The sequence below is a fragment of the Blastomonas aquatica genome, from assembly GCF_014639875.1.
Taxonomy (GTDB): domain Bacteria; phylum Pseudomonadota; class Alphaproteobacteria; order Sphingomonadales; family Sphingomonadaceae; genus Blastomonas; species Blastomonas aquatica.
This window is the reverse complement of record NZ_BMGD01000004.1, coordinates 227,826-245,564: the sequence shown is the minus strand read 5'-3', so window position 1 is coordinate 245,564 and position 17,739 is coordinate 227,826. Positions and strand designations below refer to the sequence as shown.

The following is a 17,739-nucleotide window of genomic DNA, read 5'->3' as shown; positions in this document are numbered from 1 at the left end:
GGTCGGGAAGAGAAATTAAGGAACGTGACTACAACCCCAGCTGCTGTCGCAGGCGTTCATTGATCTTCTTTCGACGCCTTTCCAAATATGCCGCCGCCTCGCCTGTTTCGATAAATTCGAAGATCGCAATCTTCGCGTCTAATAGTGTTTGGTAATCCACTTTGCCTGCCACTCCATCAAAGCCAATACGAAAATTTTTATTGTTGGGGAATATGAAGGCCGCGATCCCGCCGCGTTTGATGGTATGAAAGCCCGCCTCGGTTTTCTTCCACAGTGGTGAAATGACAAACCGTTTTCGCTTTTCGACAAGCTTCAGGTAACGCTCCTGATATTCGCTGGCTTCAGTGCTCACGGTGAGTTTATCGCAGCAGTCGGTGCCGACCGCCATAGCCCCCCATTTCGGGTGTTCGACAGCAAAGACGTATCGCAGGTCGGTTCTGCATAGTTCGCATTGGCCGCTTAAATCGCCTAAATCGTCGGTGGCGATCAATGTCCAACCTCGTTTCGGCATGATGATCCCATGTTCTTCGGCATGACAACCTTTGCATAAAGCTTCGCACTCAGTGTGGCCGTATTCCCAAGGTTTTCGGCCGATTGTGTAGTGGCTGTGGTGTACCTGCAAAACCACGCCGTCAGTTAGGGTCGAACGATCACATCGTGCGCAGCGTCCGCCGTGAAGTGAAATCACCTCGCTACGAAACTTGAGCCAATCGCTGTGCCTGTACACGTTAGTCACCAAAGCCCTCCAGTGGAGGCAAGATATATAATGTGACCAATGAATGGAACATCGACCGAACATCCATTCGGCAGGAGTTTCAAGGATAAGATACTCAGTTTAGAGACCGGTTCACCAAGGTTCTTTAAGCACCAGATGAAGCGACCACGCCCTGTGCGCGGCCCTATTGAACACCTCACCCCACCGTAACCCCCACCACGACCCACTTGCCATCCTCGCGGTCGAGCGTCACCGTTTCCACCGCCTGCTGCTTGTTCGCATAGACCGTGCGGAACTTGACGACTTCGTAGCCTGCGGGCGGGGCTGGGAGGTTTTGCTGGCTGAGCAGGGTGCGCGAGACGGTGCTGCCGTAGCGGGCGTGGACCTCTTCGGATACTTGCGCCCAGACCTGCAGCGTGTTGAGCTTGCGGAAGGACGTGCCGGTGGCGGCGTAGCTGTCTTCCCAGCGTTTCTGTTCGATCATCGTCAGGAAGGCGCGGGCGGCGTTGACGACTTCGGGGTTCACCGGGTCGGTCTCGGCATCCTGAAACGCGACCTGGGTCGGGGCAGGGGTCACGGTTGTGGGGGCCGTATTGGTGAACGGCAGGGTGGTGAGGGCCAGCAGGCCGAGGGCGAGGGTCATAAGAACTCCTGTCAGGATCAGGGAGCGGTTTCGCTCCGCGCCGGGGGTCGACGCCGTCTCCTGATCGGCGGTGGAGCCAAGAACATCATCCCCGATTGGGCTGTCCCCAACATATTGGGGGGTTACTCTTCCGCCCTCCGCCTCGAGCAGCATCCGCGCCGCCTCGCGGCTGCTCGAGACCGCCATCTTGCGCCGCGCATCGCGCAGCCGCTCGTTGATCGTGTGCACCGAAAGGTCGAGCGTGCGCGCGATCGACTTGGCGTCGTGCCCGCACACGATCAGCCGCAGCGTCTGCTTTTCCTTCTCGGTCAGGGCCAGCAGGCCGTCGGTCATCGATGTTGCCATGGCTGCGATGCTAGGCCGAGCCGAGGCCCGCGCCCACCCCAAATTATTAGGGGTCGCAGCATGCCAGCCGGTTTCGCTTGCCTGGCGCGCATGTCGCTGTAATCGTTGGCGGCGAATAATCCGGGGTCGCCGGACAGGGGAACATCATGAAAATCTTTCTACGTTTGATCTCGGCAGCGCTCGCCGCGTCTGCCCTCACGGTGTCTGCCTCGGCGCAGGAAACGCCAACCCGCACCGTGATCACGGCAGCGAAGATGATCGACGTCGCCACCGGCAAGGTCACCGAATTCCCCGCGATCTTCACCGAGAACGGCCGCATCACCTCGATCTCCGATGCGCGCACGGTGCGCTGGGGCGATGACGTCACGCATATCGACCTGGCGGGCAAGACGCTGCTTCCGGGGCTGATCGACATGCACGTCCATCTCGACAGCTCGCCAACCTATGGCGGCTACAACAGCCTGCAGTTCACCGACCGCTTCTGGAGCTTCGTCGCCGCGTCGAACGCGCGTGCGATGCTCGACGCCGGGTTCACCACGGTGCGCAATGTTGGCTCGGAAGGCTATAACGATGTCGCGCTGAAGCAGGCGATCGCCGAAGGCTGGGCGACCGGCCCGCGGATCGTTCCCGCCGCGCACTCGATCGGCGCGACCGGCGGCCATTGCGACCAGACCTATCTTCCGCCCTCATTCGGGGCGAAATCCCCTGCGGTGGGCGATGGCCCGACCGAACTGCGCCAGAAGGTGCGCGAGCAGCGCAAATACGGCGCGGAAGTCATCAAGGTCTGTGCCACCGGCGGCGTCTTCTCGCGCAACACCGAGCCCGGCCAGCAGCAGCTTTCCGAAGAGGAACTGCGCGCGATCGCCGACGAGGCGCATCAATGGGGCCTCAAGGTCGCGGCGCACGCGCATGGTGGGGCCGGGATCAAGGCGGCGATCCGCGCCGGGATCGACACCATCGAGCATGCCAGCCTGGTCGACGACGAGGGCATTCGTCTGGCGGCCGAGCGCAAGCAGCCGGTGTGGTTCTCGATGGACATCTTCAACACCGATTACACCCAGTCCGAAGGTGCGAAGAACGGCGTGATGGAGGACAATCTGCGCAAGGACCGCGAAGTCGCGCAGATCCAGCGCGACAACTTCCGCAAGGCGCACAAGGCGGGCGTGCGGATGGTGTTCGGCAGCGATGCAGGCGTGATGCCGCACAACACCGTTGGCGGGCAGTTCAAGGTGATGGTCGACTATGGCATGACCCCGATCGAGGCGATCCGCGCGGCCACGATCAACGCCGCCGAGGCTTTGGGCAGGACGCAGGATGTCGGCAGCATCGCGGTGGGCCGCTATGCCGATATCATCGCGGTCGATGGCGATCCGCTGGCCGATGTGCGCGAGCTCGAAGGCATCGATGCGGTGGTCCAGGGCGGGGTCCGTGTGCGCTGAAATGCTGCGCGGCAAATTGATGCGCGGCGACTGCAAATCCGCTTCCCGTCAGGCTGACGATTGTGGTAACCGCACCCCACAAATCTAGGGGAGGATATCATGAGTCTTACACTGATCGTGGCGATGGCAATGACCATGGCACAGGGCGATCCGGTCGACGGCGCACGTGCGAGTTTCAACGCGTGCCTGACCAAATTCACCAACGAAAGCCTCGATGCCAAGAAGACGCCGTCGGAATTCGCAAAGGAATCCGCCAGTGCCTGCGCACCCGAGAAAACCGCGCTGGTTAACGCGATGATCAAGTCCGAGATGCAATATGGCGGCCAGCAGGCCGAGGCCGAAAGCTATGCCGGCGAAGAGACGCAGATGATCATCGACAGCTATGTCGGCAGCTATGGCGATTACCTGTCGAGCAACAGCCGCCACGGCAAGCGCTGAGGCGGGGGATCGCAGGCGGCCCGTGCGGACACTTTACCCACCGATTGAACCCTATGCCACCGGCATGCTCGATACGGGCGACGGGCATCAGGTCTATTACGAGCGGGTGGGGACGCCGGGCGCCAAGCCTGCGGTTTTCCTGCACGGCGGCCCAGGTGGCGGGTGTTCGCCCGATCACCGGCGGTTGTTCGATCCGGCGCTGTACGACGTACTGCTGTTCGACCAGCGTGGCTGCGGGCGATCGACGCCGCATGCTGCGCTAAAGGCCAACACCACCTGGCATCTGGTCGCCGATATCGAGCGGTTGCGCGAACTCGCGGGTGTCAAGGAGTGGCTGGTCTTCGGCGGATCCTGGGGGTCGACGCTGGCGCTCGCTTATGCGCAGACCCACCCTGCGCGCGTATCGCACCTGGTGCTGCGCGGCATCTACATGTGCACCAGGCCGGAGCTCGACTGGTTCTACCAGTTCGGCGTCTCGCAGATGTTTCCCGACAAATGGGACCGGTTTACAGCGCTGATCCCCGAGGATGAGCGCGGCGACATGCTCGCGGCGTATCACCGGCGGCTGACCGGGGACGATCCCAAGCTGCAGGTCGCCGCGGCGCGCGCATGGAGCCTGTACGAGGGTCAAGTAATCACGCTGCTGCCCGATCCAAGTTTGTCAGAGCAGCACGATGACGGGCACTATGCGCTCGCCTTCGCGCGGATCGAAACGCACTATTTCGTCAACGCCTGCTGGCTCGAGCCCGAGCAGTTGCTGCGCAATGCCCCTAGGCTGGCAGGCATACCCGGCACCATCGTCCATGGCCGCTATGACATGCCATGCCCCGCGCATAATGCCTGGGCCTTGCACAAGGCACTGCCGCACGTGGACTTCCATCTGGTGGAAGGGGCAGGGCACGCCTATTCCGAACCCGGCATCCTCGACCGACTAATCGAGGCGACCGATCGTTACGCGGGCATGGCCTGACGGTTCAGCGGGTTCGCGTCGGCGATCAGTGCCCGTGCTTGCGCACCAGTTCGCGCATCGCATCGTCGAGACCTTCGAGTGTCAGGGCATACATCCGGTCGTTCATCAGGTCCTTGATCATCCGTACCGATTGCGAATAGCCCCATTGCGCTTCGGGCACCGGGTTGAGCCAGGCTGCCGCCGGATAGGTGTTGACCACGCGTTGCATCCACACCGCGCCCGCCTCGTCGTTGAAATGCTCGACCGATCCACCTGGATGGCTGATTTCATAAGGGCTCATCGAGGCATCGCCGACGAAGATCACCTTATGGTCATGCCCGTATTTGTGCAGGATATCCCAGGTGTTGGTACGCTCGGTAAAGCGGCGGCGATTGTCCTTCCAAACGCCCTCGTATAGGCAGTTGTGGAAATAGAAGAATTCGAGGTTCTTGAACTCGGTCTTCGCTGCCGAAAACAGTTCCTCGCACAGCTTGATGAACGGGTCCATCGATCCGCCGACATCGAGAAACAGCAGCAGCTTGACTGCATTGTGCCGCTCGGGCCTCATGCGGATATCGAGCCAGCCCTGGCGCGCGGTGCCATCGATGGTGCCGTCGATATCGAGCTCGTCGGCCGAACCTTCGCGCGCGAACCGGCGCAGCCGGCGAAGTGCGACCTTGATGTTGCGGGTGCCCAGCTGCCGGGTGTCGTCGAGGTTCTGGAACTCGCGCTTTTCCCACACTTTGACCGCGCGCTTGTGCTTGCTCTCGCCGCCGATGCGCACGCCTTCGGGGTTGTAGCCCGAATTGCCGAACGGGCTTGTTCCGCCGGTGCCGATCCACTTGTTGCCGCCCTGGTGGCGTTTTTCCTGTTCTTCGAGCCGCTTCTTGAGCGTCTCCATGATCTCGTCCCAGGATCCCAGCGCCTTGATCTTTTCCATCTCTTCATCGGACAGGAACTTCTCGGCCACGGCTTTCAGCCAGTCCTCGGGAATTTCGGCTGTGTCGTTGCCCTGAAAGGTCATCTCGAGGCCTTTGAACACCTTGGCGAACACCTGGTCGAACCTGTCGAGCAGGCCCTCGTCCTTCACCAAAGTGGCGCGAGAGAGATAATAGAACTCCTCGGGCGTCCGATCGATCACCTCGCTGTGGAGCGCCTCAAGCAGGATCAGGTGCTCCTTGAGCGATACTGAAATCCCTGCGCTGCGCAGTTCGTCCATGAATGAGAAGAACATCGGTCCTGAGCCCTTACATCTGCAGCTTTACGTTTGCGTCAGCCACCACGATGCCGATGCCCGCTGCTTCTGGCAAGTGCCAAGCGGGAAAAAGGTCGTGTTTTACGGCCCGTTAACCCTGCTGGGCTAGACACCGGGGTCACCACATCCAACGGGGTCTTCATGCACGAGCATCGCATCATCAAACCTGAAAGCGATGCCATCCAGCAGATGGCCGAAAGCTGCGGCGATTCTGTCATCGGATCGAGTCAGGTCGGCGGGATCGTCGAGACCGTGCGGCAGCGCATGGCGTTGCTCGGTGAAAAGCGGTCGTATCTTGAGCAGATCGCCCGCAACCTGGCGGATGAACAGGAGCAGGTGGTCCTCGCCACCGATAGCGCGCGCCGCACCAGCCAGGCGGCATATCGCAACCTGTCGGAAAGTTCGGACACGATGCAGGTGTCCGCGCTCGAACTTCACGATCTGATTGCGCTGATCCAGGGCCTGGGCGATGACGTCAAGCGCTTCGCCAATGCCATGGCCGATGTCGTGACCGCAAGCCAGACAATCGATTCGATCGCCCGCTCGACCAACATGCTCGCGCTCAATGCTGCGATCGAAGCAGAGCGTGCAGGGACGGCGGGGGCCACCTTCGCAGTTGTAGCCGCCGAGGTGAAGAAGCTGGCGCAGGATACACGTCAGGCCACCGACAAGATTTCGGGCACGATGCATTCGCTGGGGATCGAGGCCGGGCATTTCATGGCGCAGGTCGAACGCGGCGTCGCCCAGAGCCGCAGCGCACAGCGACACTTTGAAACGATCGATGTCGCGATCCAGCAGGCCAGTGAGATGGTCCGTGATGTGGCCAGCAAGGCCGATGCCATCGCCGAATCGAGCAGCGGCGTGCGCTCCAACACCGGCGAACTGTGCGACAACCTTTTCGTGTTCATGGGTGATGTCGCCGGATGCGGCGACCAGCTCGAAGACGCATTGCACCAGACGACTGCGCTTGAAGCGCTATCCAATGTGATGTTCAACCAGCTGGTGCACACCGGCCTGTCCCATCGCGACAATCCTTATGTCGAGACCGCGGTCAATACCGCAGCGGAAGTCTGCGACATCATCGAGCAAGGGTTGCAGACAGGGGCAATTACCGCACACCAGGTGTTCGATCGCCATTACCAGCCGCGCAACGAGCCTGGACTGGTACGGTACGACAACGGCTTCAACGACTTTGCCGATGCGCGGATTCGGCCTGTGCTCGATCGATACTGGGGCGCGGGCAAGACGACCTTCGGATCGGTGATCAGCAACCTCGATGGCTATCTGCCGACGCACATCTCTGAGCGATCGCACGCACCAACAGGCGACAAGATCCACGATGCCGCGCACTGCCGCAACCGGATGATCGTGCTTGACCGAACGACGACCGAGGCGATCAGCCACAAGAACGATTCATACTACGCCGCAGTCTACAGGTTCGAGCCACACCCCGGCGAAGTGCGCATCTTGCGCAACATCTTCGTGCCGTTATGGATCCGGGGGCGGTATTGGGGCAATTTCGAGCTGGCCTATATCCGCTAGGGTCTTGCCAGCCCGGGTCCGCGTCAGCTGTTGCGGCGCGACATGAACGCCAGCCGCTCGAACAGCATCACGTCCTGTTCGTTCTTGAGCAGTGCACCGTGCAGTGGCGGGATCGCCTTGCTGGGGTCGCGCGACTGCAGAACCTCCAGCGGCATATCTTCGTGGAGCAGGAGCTTCAGCCAGTCGAGCAGCTCGCTGGTTGAGGGCTTCTTCTTGAGACCCGGGACTTCGCGGACATCATAAAAAATCTCAAGTGCCTTCTGCACCAGGATCTTCTGGATTCCGGGGAAGTGGACATCGATGATCGCCTGCATCGTCTCGCGATCGGGGAACTTGATGTAATGGAAGAAACAACGGCGCAGGAACGCATCGGGCAGTTCCTTTTCGTTGTTAGAGGTGATCACCACGATCGGGCGGTCCTTGGCCTTCACCAGTTCCTTGGTTTCGTAGACATAGAACTCCATCCGATCGAGTTCCTGCAACAGATCGTTGGGAAACTCGATATCGGCCTTATCGATCTCGTCGATCAGCAGCACCGGCAGTTCAGGCGCGGTGAACGCTTCCCAGAGCTTGCCCTTCTTGATGTAGTTGCCGATGTCATGGACGCGTTCGTCGCCAAGCTGGCCGTCGCGAAGGCGGGCGACCGCGTCATATTCGTAGAGCCCCTGCTGCGCCTTGGTGGTCGACTTAATGTTCCACTCGATCAGCGGCGCATTGGCAGCCTGGGCGATCTGGTGCGCCAGCACGGTCTTGCCAGTTCCCGGCTCGCCCTTGACCAGCAGCGGGCGACGCAACGCAACCGCGGCGTTGACCGCCACCTTCAGATCATCTGTTGCAACATATTCGCTGGTGCCTTCAAAGCGCATAAATGGCCTTCCTGCCGCTGTTAACTGGTTGGTTAAGCGATAGGGCGCGCGGGCGCAGTTGGCAAGCGGCGACACAGCACCGGGTTTACGTTTCCGTCATGCGTCGGTTTCGAGCTGAGGGTGTCGGCGGAGTCAGAACCCGTCCTGCGCGCGTCGCAAATCGGCGCGTTCGCACAGCATGTCCCATAACTGGCGATGCTGCAGCAACATCTGGGATGCGCCAAAACCGATGGCCCGGCCAATCGCACCGTTGATGCTCAGTTCTGCGGCGAGCTGGCGTGTTTCGTCTGCCGCAGGAAGCGTAGAGCGACGCCCATCAAGCCCGGTGCGTTCCCCGATCAGATCCAGGACATCGCGGATCGCGATCCAGTCGAGCACCAGCGCAAAGGCAGCGCCCAATGCGCAGCCCTGCCGGTCCGACTGCGACAGCGCATTGAGCGCGCCTCGCAAGTTGATGATCGCAGATGTACAGCGGTCTTGACCCGGCGTGCTGGTGATCGGCCCGGCGGCCACGGTCAACCGTGTCAGCAGCGCGCGTTCGCCGACAAAGGCCTCGCAGGCCCGCGACAACCATTTTCCGACATACGGGTCGGCGCTGCGGGTCGCGGCGTAATCGATCAAGCCCGGATAGCGACCATGGATCAGGCACAGATAGTGCGCGGCATCGGCGAGGTCGATCGCGCGGGCAACGTTGTCCTTGTCGAGCAACCTGCTGACAAACGCATGCTCACCGCTCGTACCCTGAGCCAGCGCCGCATTCAGCGAACGCGGAGGCGCTGCGTCCGGCTGGGCGCGATCAAAGGCTCCGGGCTGGATGAACGACAATTCGCTGGTTCCCTTATCTGCGCCGCTGCCGGCGCAATCTCGTGGCGGCATGTCCGGTCCGGCACACTTCCATGCGATCAAGCTAACGCATCGTCCTAAAGAGAAAGTTTACGCAGCCGCATGTTTATGCTCCGCGGGCGTGCATTTCGTTGAGGAAGTCGGCAACATCGGCCAGATCGACATCGTGACAGACAAAGGTCTGCCCGATCCCTCGCGTAAGCAGGAACGGAAGCGTGCCTCCGGTCATCTTCTTGTCGTGGCGCATATGATCGACCAGCGCGGTGCCATCGGCGGTGACGCCTGCATCCTGCAAGGTCACGGGCATCGCGCATGCCCTGAAGTGCGCCGCGACCCGGTCGGCATCTTGCGTGTCGCACAGCCCGCGCCGCGCCGAATACTGCAGCGCCAGCACCATGCCGACACCGACGGCTTCTCCATGCAGCAGCCGCTCACCAAACCCGGTGTCCGCCTCGAGCGCATGGCCAAAGGTATGGCCCAGATTGAGCAATGCCCGGCGATCCCTGGTTTCGCGTTCGTCTTCGCCCACGATCCGCGCCTTGGCTGCGACGCTGGTGACGATCGCATGATCGAGCGCTTCCGGGTCGCCCGCCAAAACGGCGACACCATTCGCCTCGCACCAGGCGAAGAAGGGCGCGTCGTCGATCAATCCGTACTTGACCACTTCGGCATAGCCCGCCCGCATTTCGCGCGGGGCTAGGGTGGAGAGAACTTGCGGATCGATCAGCACGAAGCGTGGCTGGTGAAACGCGCCGACCAGGTTCTTGCCCGCAGCCGTGTTGATCGCGGTCTTGCCACCGACTGAACTGTCGACTTGCGCCAGCAGGGTCGTTGGAACCTGCACGAAATCGCACCCGCGCTTGACGATTGATGCGGCAAAACCGGTCAGATCGCCGATCATGCCGCCGCCCAGCGCGAAAATGGTGTCGCTTCGCTCGATGCCTTCGCTCAACAGCCAATCGGTCAGGCGTGCAAGTTCTGCCCAGCTCTTGCTCGCTTCACCGGCAGGGACAATATGCAAAATCGCTGCGATGCCTGCCGCTTCGAGTTGGGCGGCGATCATGGCCCAGTGCCGTGTGGCGACGTTGCTGTCGCTGACCCACAACGTGCGCCCGCGCTTGGCCCATGGTGCGATATGCTCCACCACCGCGTCCAGCGCGCCGGCTTCCACTGCGATCTCGTAACTGCGCTGGCCCAGCGCGATGTTCAGCCGTGCCATCGTGCGAGTGCCTCCAATATCGTCAATACGGTTCGATTGTGCGGTCCGTCCTTGCTGCGCACGTGGATCTGCGCCTGCGCGTAGACAGGGTTGCGTACCTTCGCGAGCTGGGTCAGCACTTCGCCGGGATTTCCGCCGCGCAGAAGGGGTCGGGTGTTGCGACGGCTGACGCGCTCGACCAATGTCGCGATGTCGGCATCGAGCCAGATCGCGATTGCGCCCTGCAAGATCAGCGCGCGGGTCTCGTCGTTCATGAACGCTCCGCCGCCTGTCGCGATCACACGCGGTACGCCATCTATCAGCCGCGAGATCACCCGGCGCTCACCATCGCGGAAGTAAGACTCGCCGAAGCGCTCGAAAATCTCGGATATGCTCATCTGCGCGGCGGCTTCGATTTCCTCGTCGGCGTCGATGAAGTCGATCGCCAGATCCGTTGCGAGCCTTCTGCCGACCGTCGACTTGCCGACACCCATCAGCCCGACCAGCACCAAGGGGCGGTCCAGCCACTGCGCTATGTCGCTCGCCAGCTTTGCGGGGTCTGATTTTCGGTTCTGCAGCATTGCCGCGCAGCCTATAAATAGGCTAGGCGGTGGCGCAAGTTTTCTAGAGGCTACAAGGAGCATATCTCGGCCATGGCCATTTTGGGACAGAACTACCGGCAGCGCAGGCGCCCGATGGGCCCGTTGATTTTGATCGTTCTGGCTGTTCTGATCGTTGCGTTTCTGGTGTTTGCCTATTCGCGTGGTGGTGAAGTGTCGACTGCCCGGGTGGAAAAGCAGATTCCGCTTCCAACCGCTACCGCCTCGGGTGCGGGCCCAGATACTGCGCTGCCGGAAGGCTGAGTTTGATGCGGCGGGGCTTATTCCTTGGCTGTGCCAGCCTGTTGGCGGTGGCGTTTGTTTCTGCACCGGTGATCGGTCAGAATGACGCTCCCGAATCGCTGCTTCCTCCCGGCTTCAACGATCCTGCACCTGCACCGTCGCAAGCAGAACCGCCTCCGCTGCCCGAACCGGGCCGCACAATCCCACCGCCATCTTCGCCAGCGACCGTTCAACCGCTTGATCCTCTGCCATCTCTGGCCGGACAGGAAGAGAGCGACGCAGCGCTGAGCGAGGAGCTCGCAGCGCTGCAGGAGCAGCTCGAGGCGCAGATGGCGCTCGCGCAGGCGCTGCCCCCCGGCGCACGGCGCTCGCTCGACCTGATCGGCCCGCTGACCGAAGCAAACGGTGGCTATGCCGCATCGTCGCTGGGCAACATCGGCGGACGTTACGCACAAACCCTGGTGCGGCGCACCGGCGGACGGCTCATTTCGCGTTGGGCCTCGCTGGGTCTGCAAAGGCTGTTGCTGAGCGAGCTGAACACGCCGCAGGGGATCAACGGAGCGAACTTCGCCGCGGAACGCGCGGCCTTGCTGTTGCGGATCGGTTCGGCCGATGGCGCGGTGCGGATGGTGCAGGCAATCGACCCGCCCGCAGCGACGCCGCGGCTGCTCGATGTCGCGCTGACCAGCTATGTTTCGGCTGCCGATCCGCTTGGCATGTGCCCGCTGCTGCCGTTTGCGGGCGATACCGCCAAGGGCAAGGAATGGCAGTTGATCCGCGCGATGTGTGCGGGTTTTTCGGGTGAGGGCAGTTCGGCGCGGGAACAGATCGACCGGGCACGGCGCCAAGGTGGAATGGACCGGATCGACGTCGTGCTGGCGGAAAAGATCGTTGGCGCAAGCCTGAACGGCAGGCGTGCGGTGACTGTCCAGTGGGATGACGTTGGTCAATTGACCCGCTGGCGGTTCGGGCTGGCCCTGACCGCTGGTGTTGAACCACCCGAGACGCTCTACGCCAGCGCCGACCGCAACTATCAGGCCTGGCGCGCACGTGCTCCGATGGCCTCGCTGGCCTCGCGCGTGCAGGCGGCTGATATGGCGGCAGCAATGGGCATCCTTTCCAGCAGCGATATGGTCGACCTGTATGGTGCCGCCTTTGACGATATCGGTAGCGACGAAACCTTGCGCGATCGCATGGGCCAGTTGCGCAGCGCATATGTCGCGGCCGATGCCGATGACCGGGTGAGCGCGATGGAAGCATTGTGGACGCGCTCGGACAACGCGTTTGTTCGCTATTCTTCACATATTTTGACAGCACACGCCGCTGCACGGGTCGCTCCGTCGAAAGATCTGGTTGCATCGAGCGACGACCTGATCATCTCGATGGTTTCTGCTGGCTTCGATACCAGCGCCGCGCGCTGGTCCAATTTGGTGCCCGAAGGTAGCCTTGGGTGGGCGGTGCTCGCGCTTGCGGCCCCCGGACGCTCGCAGCTATCGTCGTCTCAGGTGAGCCAGTTCTTCGACAACGACGACAGCGCCGATGCGCGCAAGAGTGCGTTTCTGGTTGCGGGCCTCGCCGGTCTGGGCCGGATCAGTGATGGCGATCGCGATTCGCTGGCCGACGAACTCGGCATCAGATTTGGTGGGCAATCCCGCTGGATCAGCGCGATCCGCACCGCCGCTTCGCAAGGCAATGACGGGCTGGTCACGCTGCTGGTGGCGATGGGCATGCAGGGCAACGACTGGTCTGCGATGACTCCGCGCCAGCTGTTCCATGTCGTCTCGGCCTTGCGGACAGTCGGGCGGCAGGCCGAAGCGCGGATGATCGCTGCAGAAGCCGTCAGCCGCGCCTGACCGATGGCCGGCGACGATGCCCGTCTGATCGATCGGTTTCTGGAAATGATGGCGGCAGAGCGCGGCGCGGCGGCCAATACGATTGCGGCCTATCGCCGCGACCTCGAGCAGGCATCCGAAGCTTTGGCTGGGGGATTAACGCAGGCAGGCGAGGCGGGCCTTGCTTTGCTGGATCATGATTGGCGTACTCTTGCTTCGAGCACCGTGGCGCGCAAATCATCGGCATTGCGTGGGTTTTTCGTATTTCTCGAAGACGAAGGCCTTGCCGCCGGATCGACCAGCAATGCCCCCAAAACGCTGCCACGGCCCCGGCTGCAGCGGCCCTTGCCCAAGATCCTTTCGCACGACGACATCGCGCGGTTGTTCACTCTGGCCGAGGAGCGCGCATCGTCGCCTGAAGCGCGGCCTGCCGACCTGCGGCTGCTCGCGCTGATCGAATTGCTGTACGGATCGGGCCTGCGGGCGACCGAGCTCGTCAGCCTGCCGCGTGCTGCGGCCAGCGTTGGCCGCCCGCTGTTGGCGATCACCGGCAAGGGCGACAAGCAGCGGCTGGTACCGATTTCCGGGCGTGCACGCGATGCCCTGGCCCGCTGGCTTGCGGTCAGCACGCAGGAAACGCGCTGGCTCTTTCCGTCACGCACGGGGCATATCAGCCGCATCCGGTTGTATCAGCTGATCAAGGCATTCGCCGCAAGCGCCGGGATCGATCCGGCGCGGGTCAGCCCGCATGTGCTGCGCCATGCCTTTGCCACGCACCTGCTCGAGGGGGGCGCCGATCTGCGCACGCTGCAGACGTTCCTGGGCCATGCCGACATCGCCACCACGCAGATCTATACGCATGTCGACAGCAAGCGACTGGTGGAGCTGGTCAATCGCCGGCACCCGCTGGCGCAGATGAACCTTGCCGACAGGCAACGCCATGGCTAGCAAAGCAGAACTATGACCATGACAAGCTATCTGGAATTCGAAAAGCCGATTGCAGCGCTCGATGCGCGCATCGCCGAACTTCGTGAAACCGCCGACACCGGCGAGATCGATATCGAGAGCGAGATCGAACGGCTCGCTGCCAAGTCCCGCAAGCTGCTCGCCTCGACCTATGCCGGGCTGACCCCGTGGCAGAAGACTCAGGTCGCGCGCCACCCGGCCCGCCCGCACTTCAAGCATTATGTCGCAGGCATGTTCGATGATTTCCTGCCGCTCGCCGGAGATCGTGCGTTTGGCGACGATAAGGCGATCATGGGCGGTTTTGCACGGATGGGCGAACAGCGCATGGTCGTGATCGGCCATGAAAAGGGCGACACCACCGAAAGCCGCATCCGCCATAATTTTGGCATGGGCAAGCCCGAAGGTTATCGCAAGGCGATCCGCCTGATGGACCTGGCCGACCGGTTCGGGCTGCCCGTGGTGACCCTGGTCGATACCTCCGGCGCTTTTCCCGGCGTACAGGCCGAGGAACGTGGCCAGGCTGAAGCGATCGCGCGTTCGACCGAACGCTGCCTGACCTTGGGCGTGCCGATGGTCTCTGCGATCGTTGGCGAAGGCGGTTCGGGCGGGGCCGTTGCGCTGGCGTCTGCCGAACGCGTGCTGATGTTCGAACATGCGGTCTATTCGGTGATCTCACCCGAAGGCTGCGCCTCGATCCTGTGGCGTACGGCGGATCGCGCAGCAGATGCTGCCGAGGCGATGCAGGTGACGGCAGCGGACCTCAAACGGCTCAATGTCATCGACCGAATCGTCAAGGAACCCGTCGGCGGTGCGCATCGCGATTCCGCGCTGGCGATCCAGGAACTGGCCAAGGCAGTCCGTGAAGAGCTCGAAACGCTCAAGGTGCTCAGCCCCGCCGAGCTTCGTGCGGCGCGCGAGGCGCGGTTCCTCGCGATCGGAGCGCTCTGAGCGGCTTTATCATTTTGCGCAACCTGCGCGTGCCTGCATCGTTTGGACGAAAACGCCATTTGATCGTGTCGCCTGCTGAAGGCATCATGCGGTCAAAAGACCGGTAGGATTAAACCATATGGAGGATGCGAATGGCGCGTCGGATCAAGATTTTGACCTTGATGATCGTGTCGGGTGTCGGCGCGGTGGCGCTTGTCAGTGGGCAGGCCACTCCGCAAGCCCAGGCACTTGTCGCACAGGCGCAATCGATCACCGCTTCGGAAAAGCGCCAAGGCGCTGAAGTCCATCCCAAGCTGCTCGAGGAGTTCGGCGGCGCATATCAGGTCGCGCAGACACCCTATGTGGTCCAGGTGGGCAAGGGCATTGCGGTTCAATCGGGTCTTGGCAATGCGCGCGACGATTTCACCGTCACCCTGCTCAATTCGCCAGTGAACAACGCCTTTGCCATCCCTGGAGGCTATGTCTATGTCACCCGCCAGCTCATGGCGCTGATGAATGACGAGGCCGAGCTGGCAGGCGTCCTGGGGCACGAGGTCGGCCATGTCGCGGCACGGCATTCCGAAAAGCGGCAAAGGGCATCACAGCGCAACAGCATCATTGGCCTGCTTGGCCAGATCGGTGCTGCGGTCCTGCTGGGTGATGGTGCGGCAGGGGCGCTTGGCCAGCAGGTGTTCGGCACCGGCACGCAGCTTCTCACGCTCAAATACTCGCGCAGGCAGGAGGAAGAGGCCGACGATCTGGGTGTGCGCTATCTCAGCAGCGCAGGGTACGATCCCCGCGCGCTGTCCTCGATGCTGGCCTCGCTTGCCGGGCAGCAGGCGATCGATAGCCGGGCCCAAGGTTCCGACGCGCGATCGGTGCCTGAATGGGCCAGCACCCATCCCGATCCGGCCAGACGTGTATCGCGCGCGGCCACGCTGGCAGCCAGGTTCAGCGGTACCCAGCGCAATCGCGACGTGTTTCTCTCGCGGCTCGACGGGTTGCTGTATGGTGACGATCCCAAGCAGGGGATGGTGCAGGGCAGGGAGTTCCTGCACCCCGATCTGGGGCTGAAGTTCGCGGTGCCGCAGGGTTATGCGATGCAGAACGGCACCAGTTCGGTTTCGATTACCGGGCAGTCATCGCAGGCCCAGTTCAGCATGGCCGCGTATTCGGGCGATCTCACGCGCTATGTCGACCAGGCGTTTCGCGCGGTGGGCGGCAACCAGCAGCTGAATTATGGCCAGATCCAGCGGACGACCGTCAACGGGCTGCCCGCTGCGTTTGCGACCGCCCGGGTCACATCCAACCGCCAGACAGTTGACGTCACGATCTTTGCGTACAGCTTTGCCAACAACCGGGCCTATCATTTTACCGCGGTCACCCCTGCCGGCCAGAGCGGCGTGTTCACGCCGATGTACCAGAGCGTGCGGCGGCTATCGGGGACCGAGGCTGCAGGCATCCGGCCCCGGCGTGTCCGCGTTGTGACGGTTGCGCGCGGGGACAGCGTTCAATCGCTGGCAGCACGCATGGCGTATGACGATCTGAAGGTGGAGCGGTTTGTCGCGCTCAACGGGTTGACGGCCAATGCGGCGCTGGCGCCTGGCCAGAAGGTCAAGATCGTCACGTATTGAGGGTGCGAGGCACAAAAAAAGGGCGGCATCGCTGCCGCCCTTTTCAGCCTGTTAACGCGGACTAGCTCAGGGTGCCGGTGCCTGAGTGGTCAGCTTGGTGCTGACTGCGTTGAAGGTGCTGCCCAGGTTGGTGCCGAGCGAGCTCATGGCGGTGATGGCGGCGACGGCGATCAGAGCGGCGATCAGGCCGTACTCGATGGCAGTTGCGCCCTTCTTGTTGCCGAGAATGTTGCGAATGGTCTTCATGTCAGGTCTCCTGTTCGAGGTCTTCACTTCCCCGTCCCATCTTCACAGTTCCGATTGGACAGGACCGGGAGTAAATCTAAATGCTTACGATATTCCTAAATTTTGCCGGGTGTCTGAAATCCCGACACATCATTCTTCCTTGGGGACGATGTTGGTTTTGACATAGCCCCACATCCCGATCGTATTGTCAGCCACCGAGGTGATTGCAGTCATGCAGGCGACCGCGATGAGAGCCGCGATCAACCCGTATTCAATTGCGGTTGCGCCCCGTTTTGATCTGGCCAACACTTGGAAAATCTGGCGCATACTGGATCCCAAACTGGCCGGGACCCCCTTGCCCCGGCTGCAATTTTGCAAAATCGCGTTTCCAAAAGGTTAAATCCGGCACTCGACATGGAAATTTATCCGACACTCTTCCCCGTTGTGGCGGCACTGCTGGCAGACGCCGATGGTCGTATCCTGGTCCAGCAGCGGCCACCTGGAACATCAATGGCCGGGCTCTGGGAATTTCCCGGGGGCAAGATCGAGCCGGGTGAAACGCCCGAGGCGGCCTTGGCGCGAGAACTGCGCGAGGAATTGGGGATTGCCGTGAACCCGGCGGACCTGCTTCCGATGAGCTTTGCAAGTGATCCGCTGGGCAAGCGTCATCTGATCCTCCTGCTGTATCGTTGCGTGCACTGGCAGGGCGAGCCACAGCCTCTGCATGCCAGTGCGATTCGATGGACGACGGTCGCCGAGCTGTACACCTTGCCGATGCCGCCAGCCGATCTGCCGCTGCTTGCCAGCATCGCGCAATCCCCGCACTATCGCTGCGACGCAGAATAAAGCGTGGGCTGGCGGAAAAAGGTGTTGCCATACCTGAGGCCTCTGACTATGTGGCCACTTCCAACGCGCCCGTAGCTCAGCTGGATAGAGCATCAGACTACGAATCTGAGGGTCGGACGTTCGAATCGTTCCGGGCGCACCATTCCCCTCCAGCGGGAAATTGGACTGAAAAGGCGGGCAGATTGCCCGCCTTTTTCTGTTTCAGTCTCGTGCTGGTCTCACGTGCCAATATGG

19 protein-coding genes and 1 tRNA gene are annotated in these 17,739 nt (G+C 62.0%); 11 read left to right on the top strand and 9 right to left on the bottom strand.

Going from position 1 to position 17,739, the window contains the following annotated elements; all coding sequences use genetic code 11:
• Positions 1-28 precede the first annotated feature (28 nt).
• Together IEW00_RS12995 and IEW00_RS12990 are read right to left on the bottom strand one after the other, a co-directional pair.
• Positions 29-736, bottom strand: coding sequence for a hypothetical protein (locus tag IEW00_RS12995; RefSeq protein WP_188514829.1), 708 nt, complete (start codon positions 734-736; stop codon positions 29-31).
• Between the two features lie 175 nt (positions 737-911).
• A complete protein-coding gene (locus IEW00_RS12990; protein ID WP_188514828.1) occupies positions 912-1,703 on the bottom strand; it encodes a helix-turn-helix domain-containing protein in 792 nt (263 codons plus the stop codon).
• 146 nt (positions 1,704-1,849) lie between these two features.
• Here IEW00_RS12990 and IEW00_RS12985 point away from each other — a divergent pair, with 146 nt between their 5' ends.
• The 3 genes from IEW00_RS12985 to pip all read left to right on the top strand — a co-directional run bounded on the left by IEW00_RS12985 (position 1,850) and on the right by pip (position 4,550).
• The gene (locus IEW00_RS12985; protein WP_188514827.1) at positions 1,850-3,142 is read left to right on the top strand and encodes a Xaa-Pro dipeptidase; all 1,293 of its coding nucleotides are present in this window, start codon (positions 1,850-1,852) and stop codon (positions 3,140-3,142) included.
• A 99-nt stretch (positions 3,143-3,241) separates the two neighbouring features.
• A complete protein-coding gene (locus IEW00_RS12980; RefSeq protein ID WP_188514826.1) occupies positions 3,242-3,580 on the top strand; it encodes a hypothetical protein in 339 nt (112 codons plus the stop codon).
• A 22-nt stretch (positions 3,581-3,602) separates the two neighbouring features.
• Positions 3,603-4,550: a prolyl aminopeptidase gene (gene pip, locus IEW00_RS12975; protein ID WP_229737027.1), complete on the top strand. Its 948-nt coding sequence runs from the start codon at positions 3,603-3,605 to the stop codon at positions 4,548-4,550.
• Positions 4,551-4,575: 25 nt separating this feature from the next.
• On the opposite strand, the gene IEW00_RS12970 is transcribed toward pip, so the two are convergent.
• The gene (locus IEW00_RS12970; protein WP_188514825.1) at positions 4,576-5,763 is read right to left on the bottom strand and encodes a vWA domain-containing protein; all 1,188 of its coding nucleotides are present in this window, start codon (positions 5,761-5,763) and stop codon (positions 4,576-4,578) included.
• A gap of 162 nt (positions 5,764-5,925) precedes the next feature.
• Here IEW00_RS12970 and IEW00_RS12965 point away from each other — a divergent pair, with 162 nt between their 5' ends.
• Positions 5,926-7,326, top strand: coding sequence for a methyl-accepting chemotaxis protein (locus IEW00_RS12965; RefSeq protein ID WP_188514824.1), 1,401 nt, complete (start codon positions 5,926-5,928; stop codon positions 7,324-7,326).
• Positions 7,327-7,349: 23 nt separating this feature from the next.
• On the opposite strand, the gene IEW00_RS12960 is transcribed toward IEW00_RS12965, so the two are convergent.
• From IEW00_RS12960 to IEW00_RS12945, 4 genes are all read right to left on the bottom strand, one after another.
• Positions 7,350-8,192, bottom strand: a complete 843-nt coding sequence (locus IEW00_RS12960) for an AAA family ATPase (RefSeq protein ID WP_188514823.1) — start codon at positions 8,190-8,192, stop codon at positions 7,350-7,352.
• A gap of 132 nt (positions 8,193-8,324) precedes the next feature.
• The gene (locus IEW00_RS12955; RefSeq protein WP_229737026.1) at positions 8,325-9,068 is read right to left on the bottom strand and encodes a DUF6975 family protein; all 744 of its coding nucleotides are present in this window, start codon (positions 9,066-9,068) and stop codon (positions 8,325-8,327) included.
• A 73-nt stretch (positions 9,069-9,141) separates the two neighbouring features.
• A complete protein-coding gene (aroB, locus tag IEW00_RS12950) occupies positions 9,142-10,254 on the bottom strand; it encodes a 3-dehydroquinate synthase (protein WP_188514822.1) in 1,113 nt (370 codons plus the stop codon).
• Positions 10,242-10,814: a shikimate kinase gene (locus IEW00_RS12945; RefSeq protein WP_188514821.1), complete on the bottom strand. Its 573-nt coding sequence runs from the start codon at positions 10,812-10,814 to the stop codon at positions 10,242-10,244. The genes aroB and IEW00_RS12945 overlap by 13 nt, the downstream gene beginning before the upstream one ends.
• A 72-nt stretch (positions 10,815-10,886) precedes the next feature.
• On the opposite strand from IEW00_RS12945, the gene IEW00_RS12940 reads away from it, so the two are divergent.
• The 5 genes from IEW00_RS12940 to IEW00_RS12920 all read left to right on the top strand — a co-directional run bounded on the left by IEW00_RS12940 (position 10,887) and on the right by IEW00_RS12920 (position 16,434).
• Positions 10,887-11,096, top strand: coding sequence for a hypothetical protein (locus IEW00_RS12940; protein WP_188514820.1), 210 nt, complete (start codon positions 10,887-10,889; stop codon positions 11,094-11,096).
• Between the two features lie 5 nt (positions 11,097-11,101).
• Positions 11,102-12,928 (top strand): hypothetical protein, encoded by a 1,827-nt coding sequence (locus tag IEW00_RS12935; protein ID WP_188514819.1) that lies wholly within the window; start codon positions 11,102-11,104, stop codon positions 12,926-12,928.
• 3 nt (positions 12,929-12,931) lie between these two features.
• Positions 12,932-13,855, top strand: coding sequence for a tyrosine recombinase (locus IEW00_RS12930; RefSeq protein ID WP_188514818.1), 924 nt, complete (start codon positions 12,932-12,934; stop codon positions 13,853-13,855).
• 18 nt (positions 13,856-13,873) lie between these two features.
• On the top strand, positions 13,874-14,821 hold the full coding sequence (locus tag IEW00_RS12925; protein ID WP_188514941.1) for an acetyl-CoA carboxylase carboxyltransferase subunit alpha: 948 nt from the start codon (positions 13,874-13,876) through the stop codon (positions 14,819-14,821).
• Between the two features lie 125 nt (positions 14,822-14,946).
• On the top strand, positions 14,947-16,434 hold the full coding sequence (locus IEW00_RS12920) for a M48 family metalloprotease (protein WP_188514817.1): 1,488 nt from the start codon (positions 14,947-14,949) through the stop codon (positions 16,432-16,434).
• A gap of 66 nt (positions 16,435-16,500) precedes the next feature.
• On the opposite strand, the gene IEW00_RS12915 is transcribed toward IEW00_RS12920, so the two are convergent.
• Positions 16,501-16,680: a Flp family type IVb pilin gene (locus IEW00_RS12915; protein ID WP_188514816.1), complete on the bottom strand. Its 180-nt coding sequence runs from the start codon at positions 16,678-16,680 to the stop codon at positions 16,501-16,503.
• Between the two features lie 129 nt (positions 16,681-16,809).
• Positions 16,810-16,986 (bottom strand): Flp family type IVb pilin, encoded by a 177-nt coding sequence (locus tag IEW00_RS12910; RefSeq protein WP_188514815.1) that lies wholly within the window; start codon positions 16,984-16,986, stop codon positions 16,810-16,812.
• An 87-nt stretch (positions 16,987-17,073) separates the two neighbouring features.
• Here IEW00_RS12910 and IEW00_RS12905 point away from each other — a divergent pair, with 87 nt between their 5' ends.
• Together IEW00_RS12905 and IEW00_RS12900 are read left to right on the top strand one after the other, a co-directional pair.
• A complete protein-coding gene (locus tag IEW00_RS12905) occupies positions 17,074-17,505 on the top strand; it encodes a (deoxy)nucleoside triphosphate pyrophosphohydrolase (RefSeq protein WP_188514814.1) in 432 nt (143 codons plus the stop codon).
• 65 nt (positions 17,506-17,570) lie between these two features.
• A tRNA-Arg gene (locus tag IEW00_RS12900) sits at positions 17,571-17,647 on the top strand.
• Positions 17,648-17,739 lie beyond the last annotated feature (92 nt).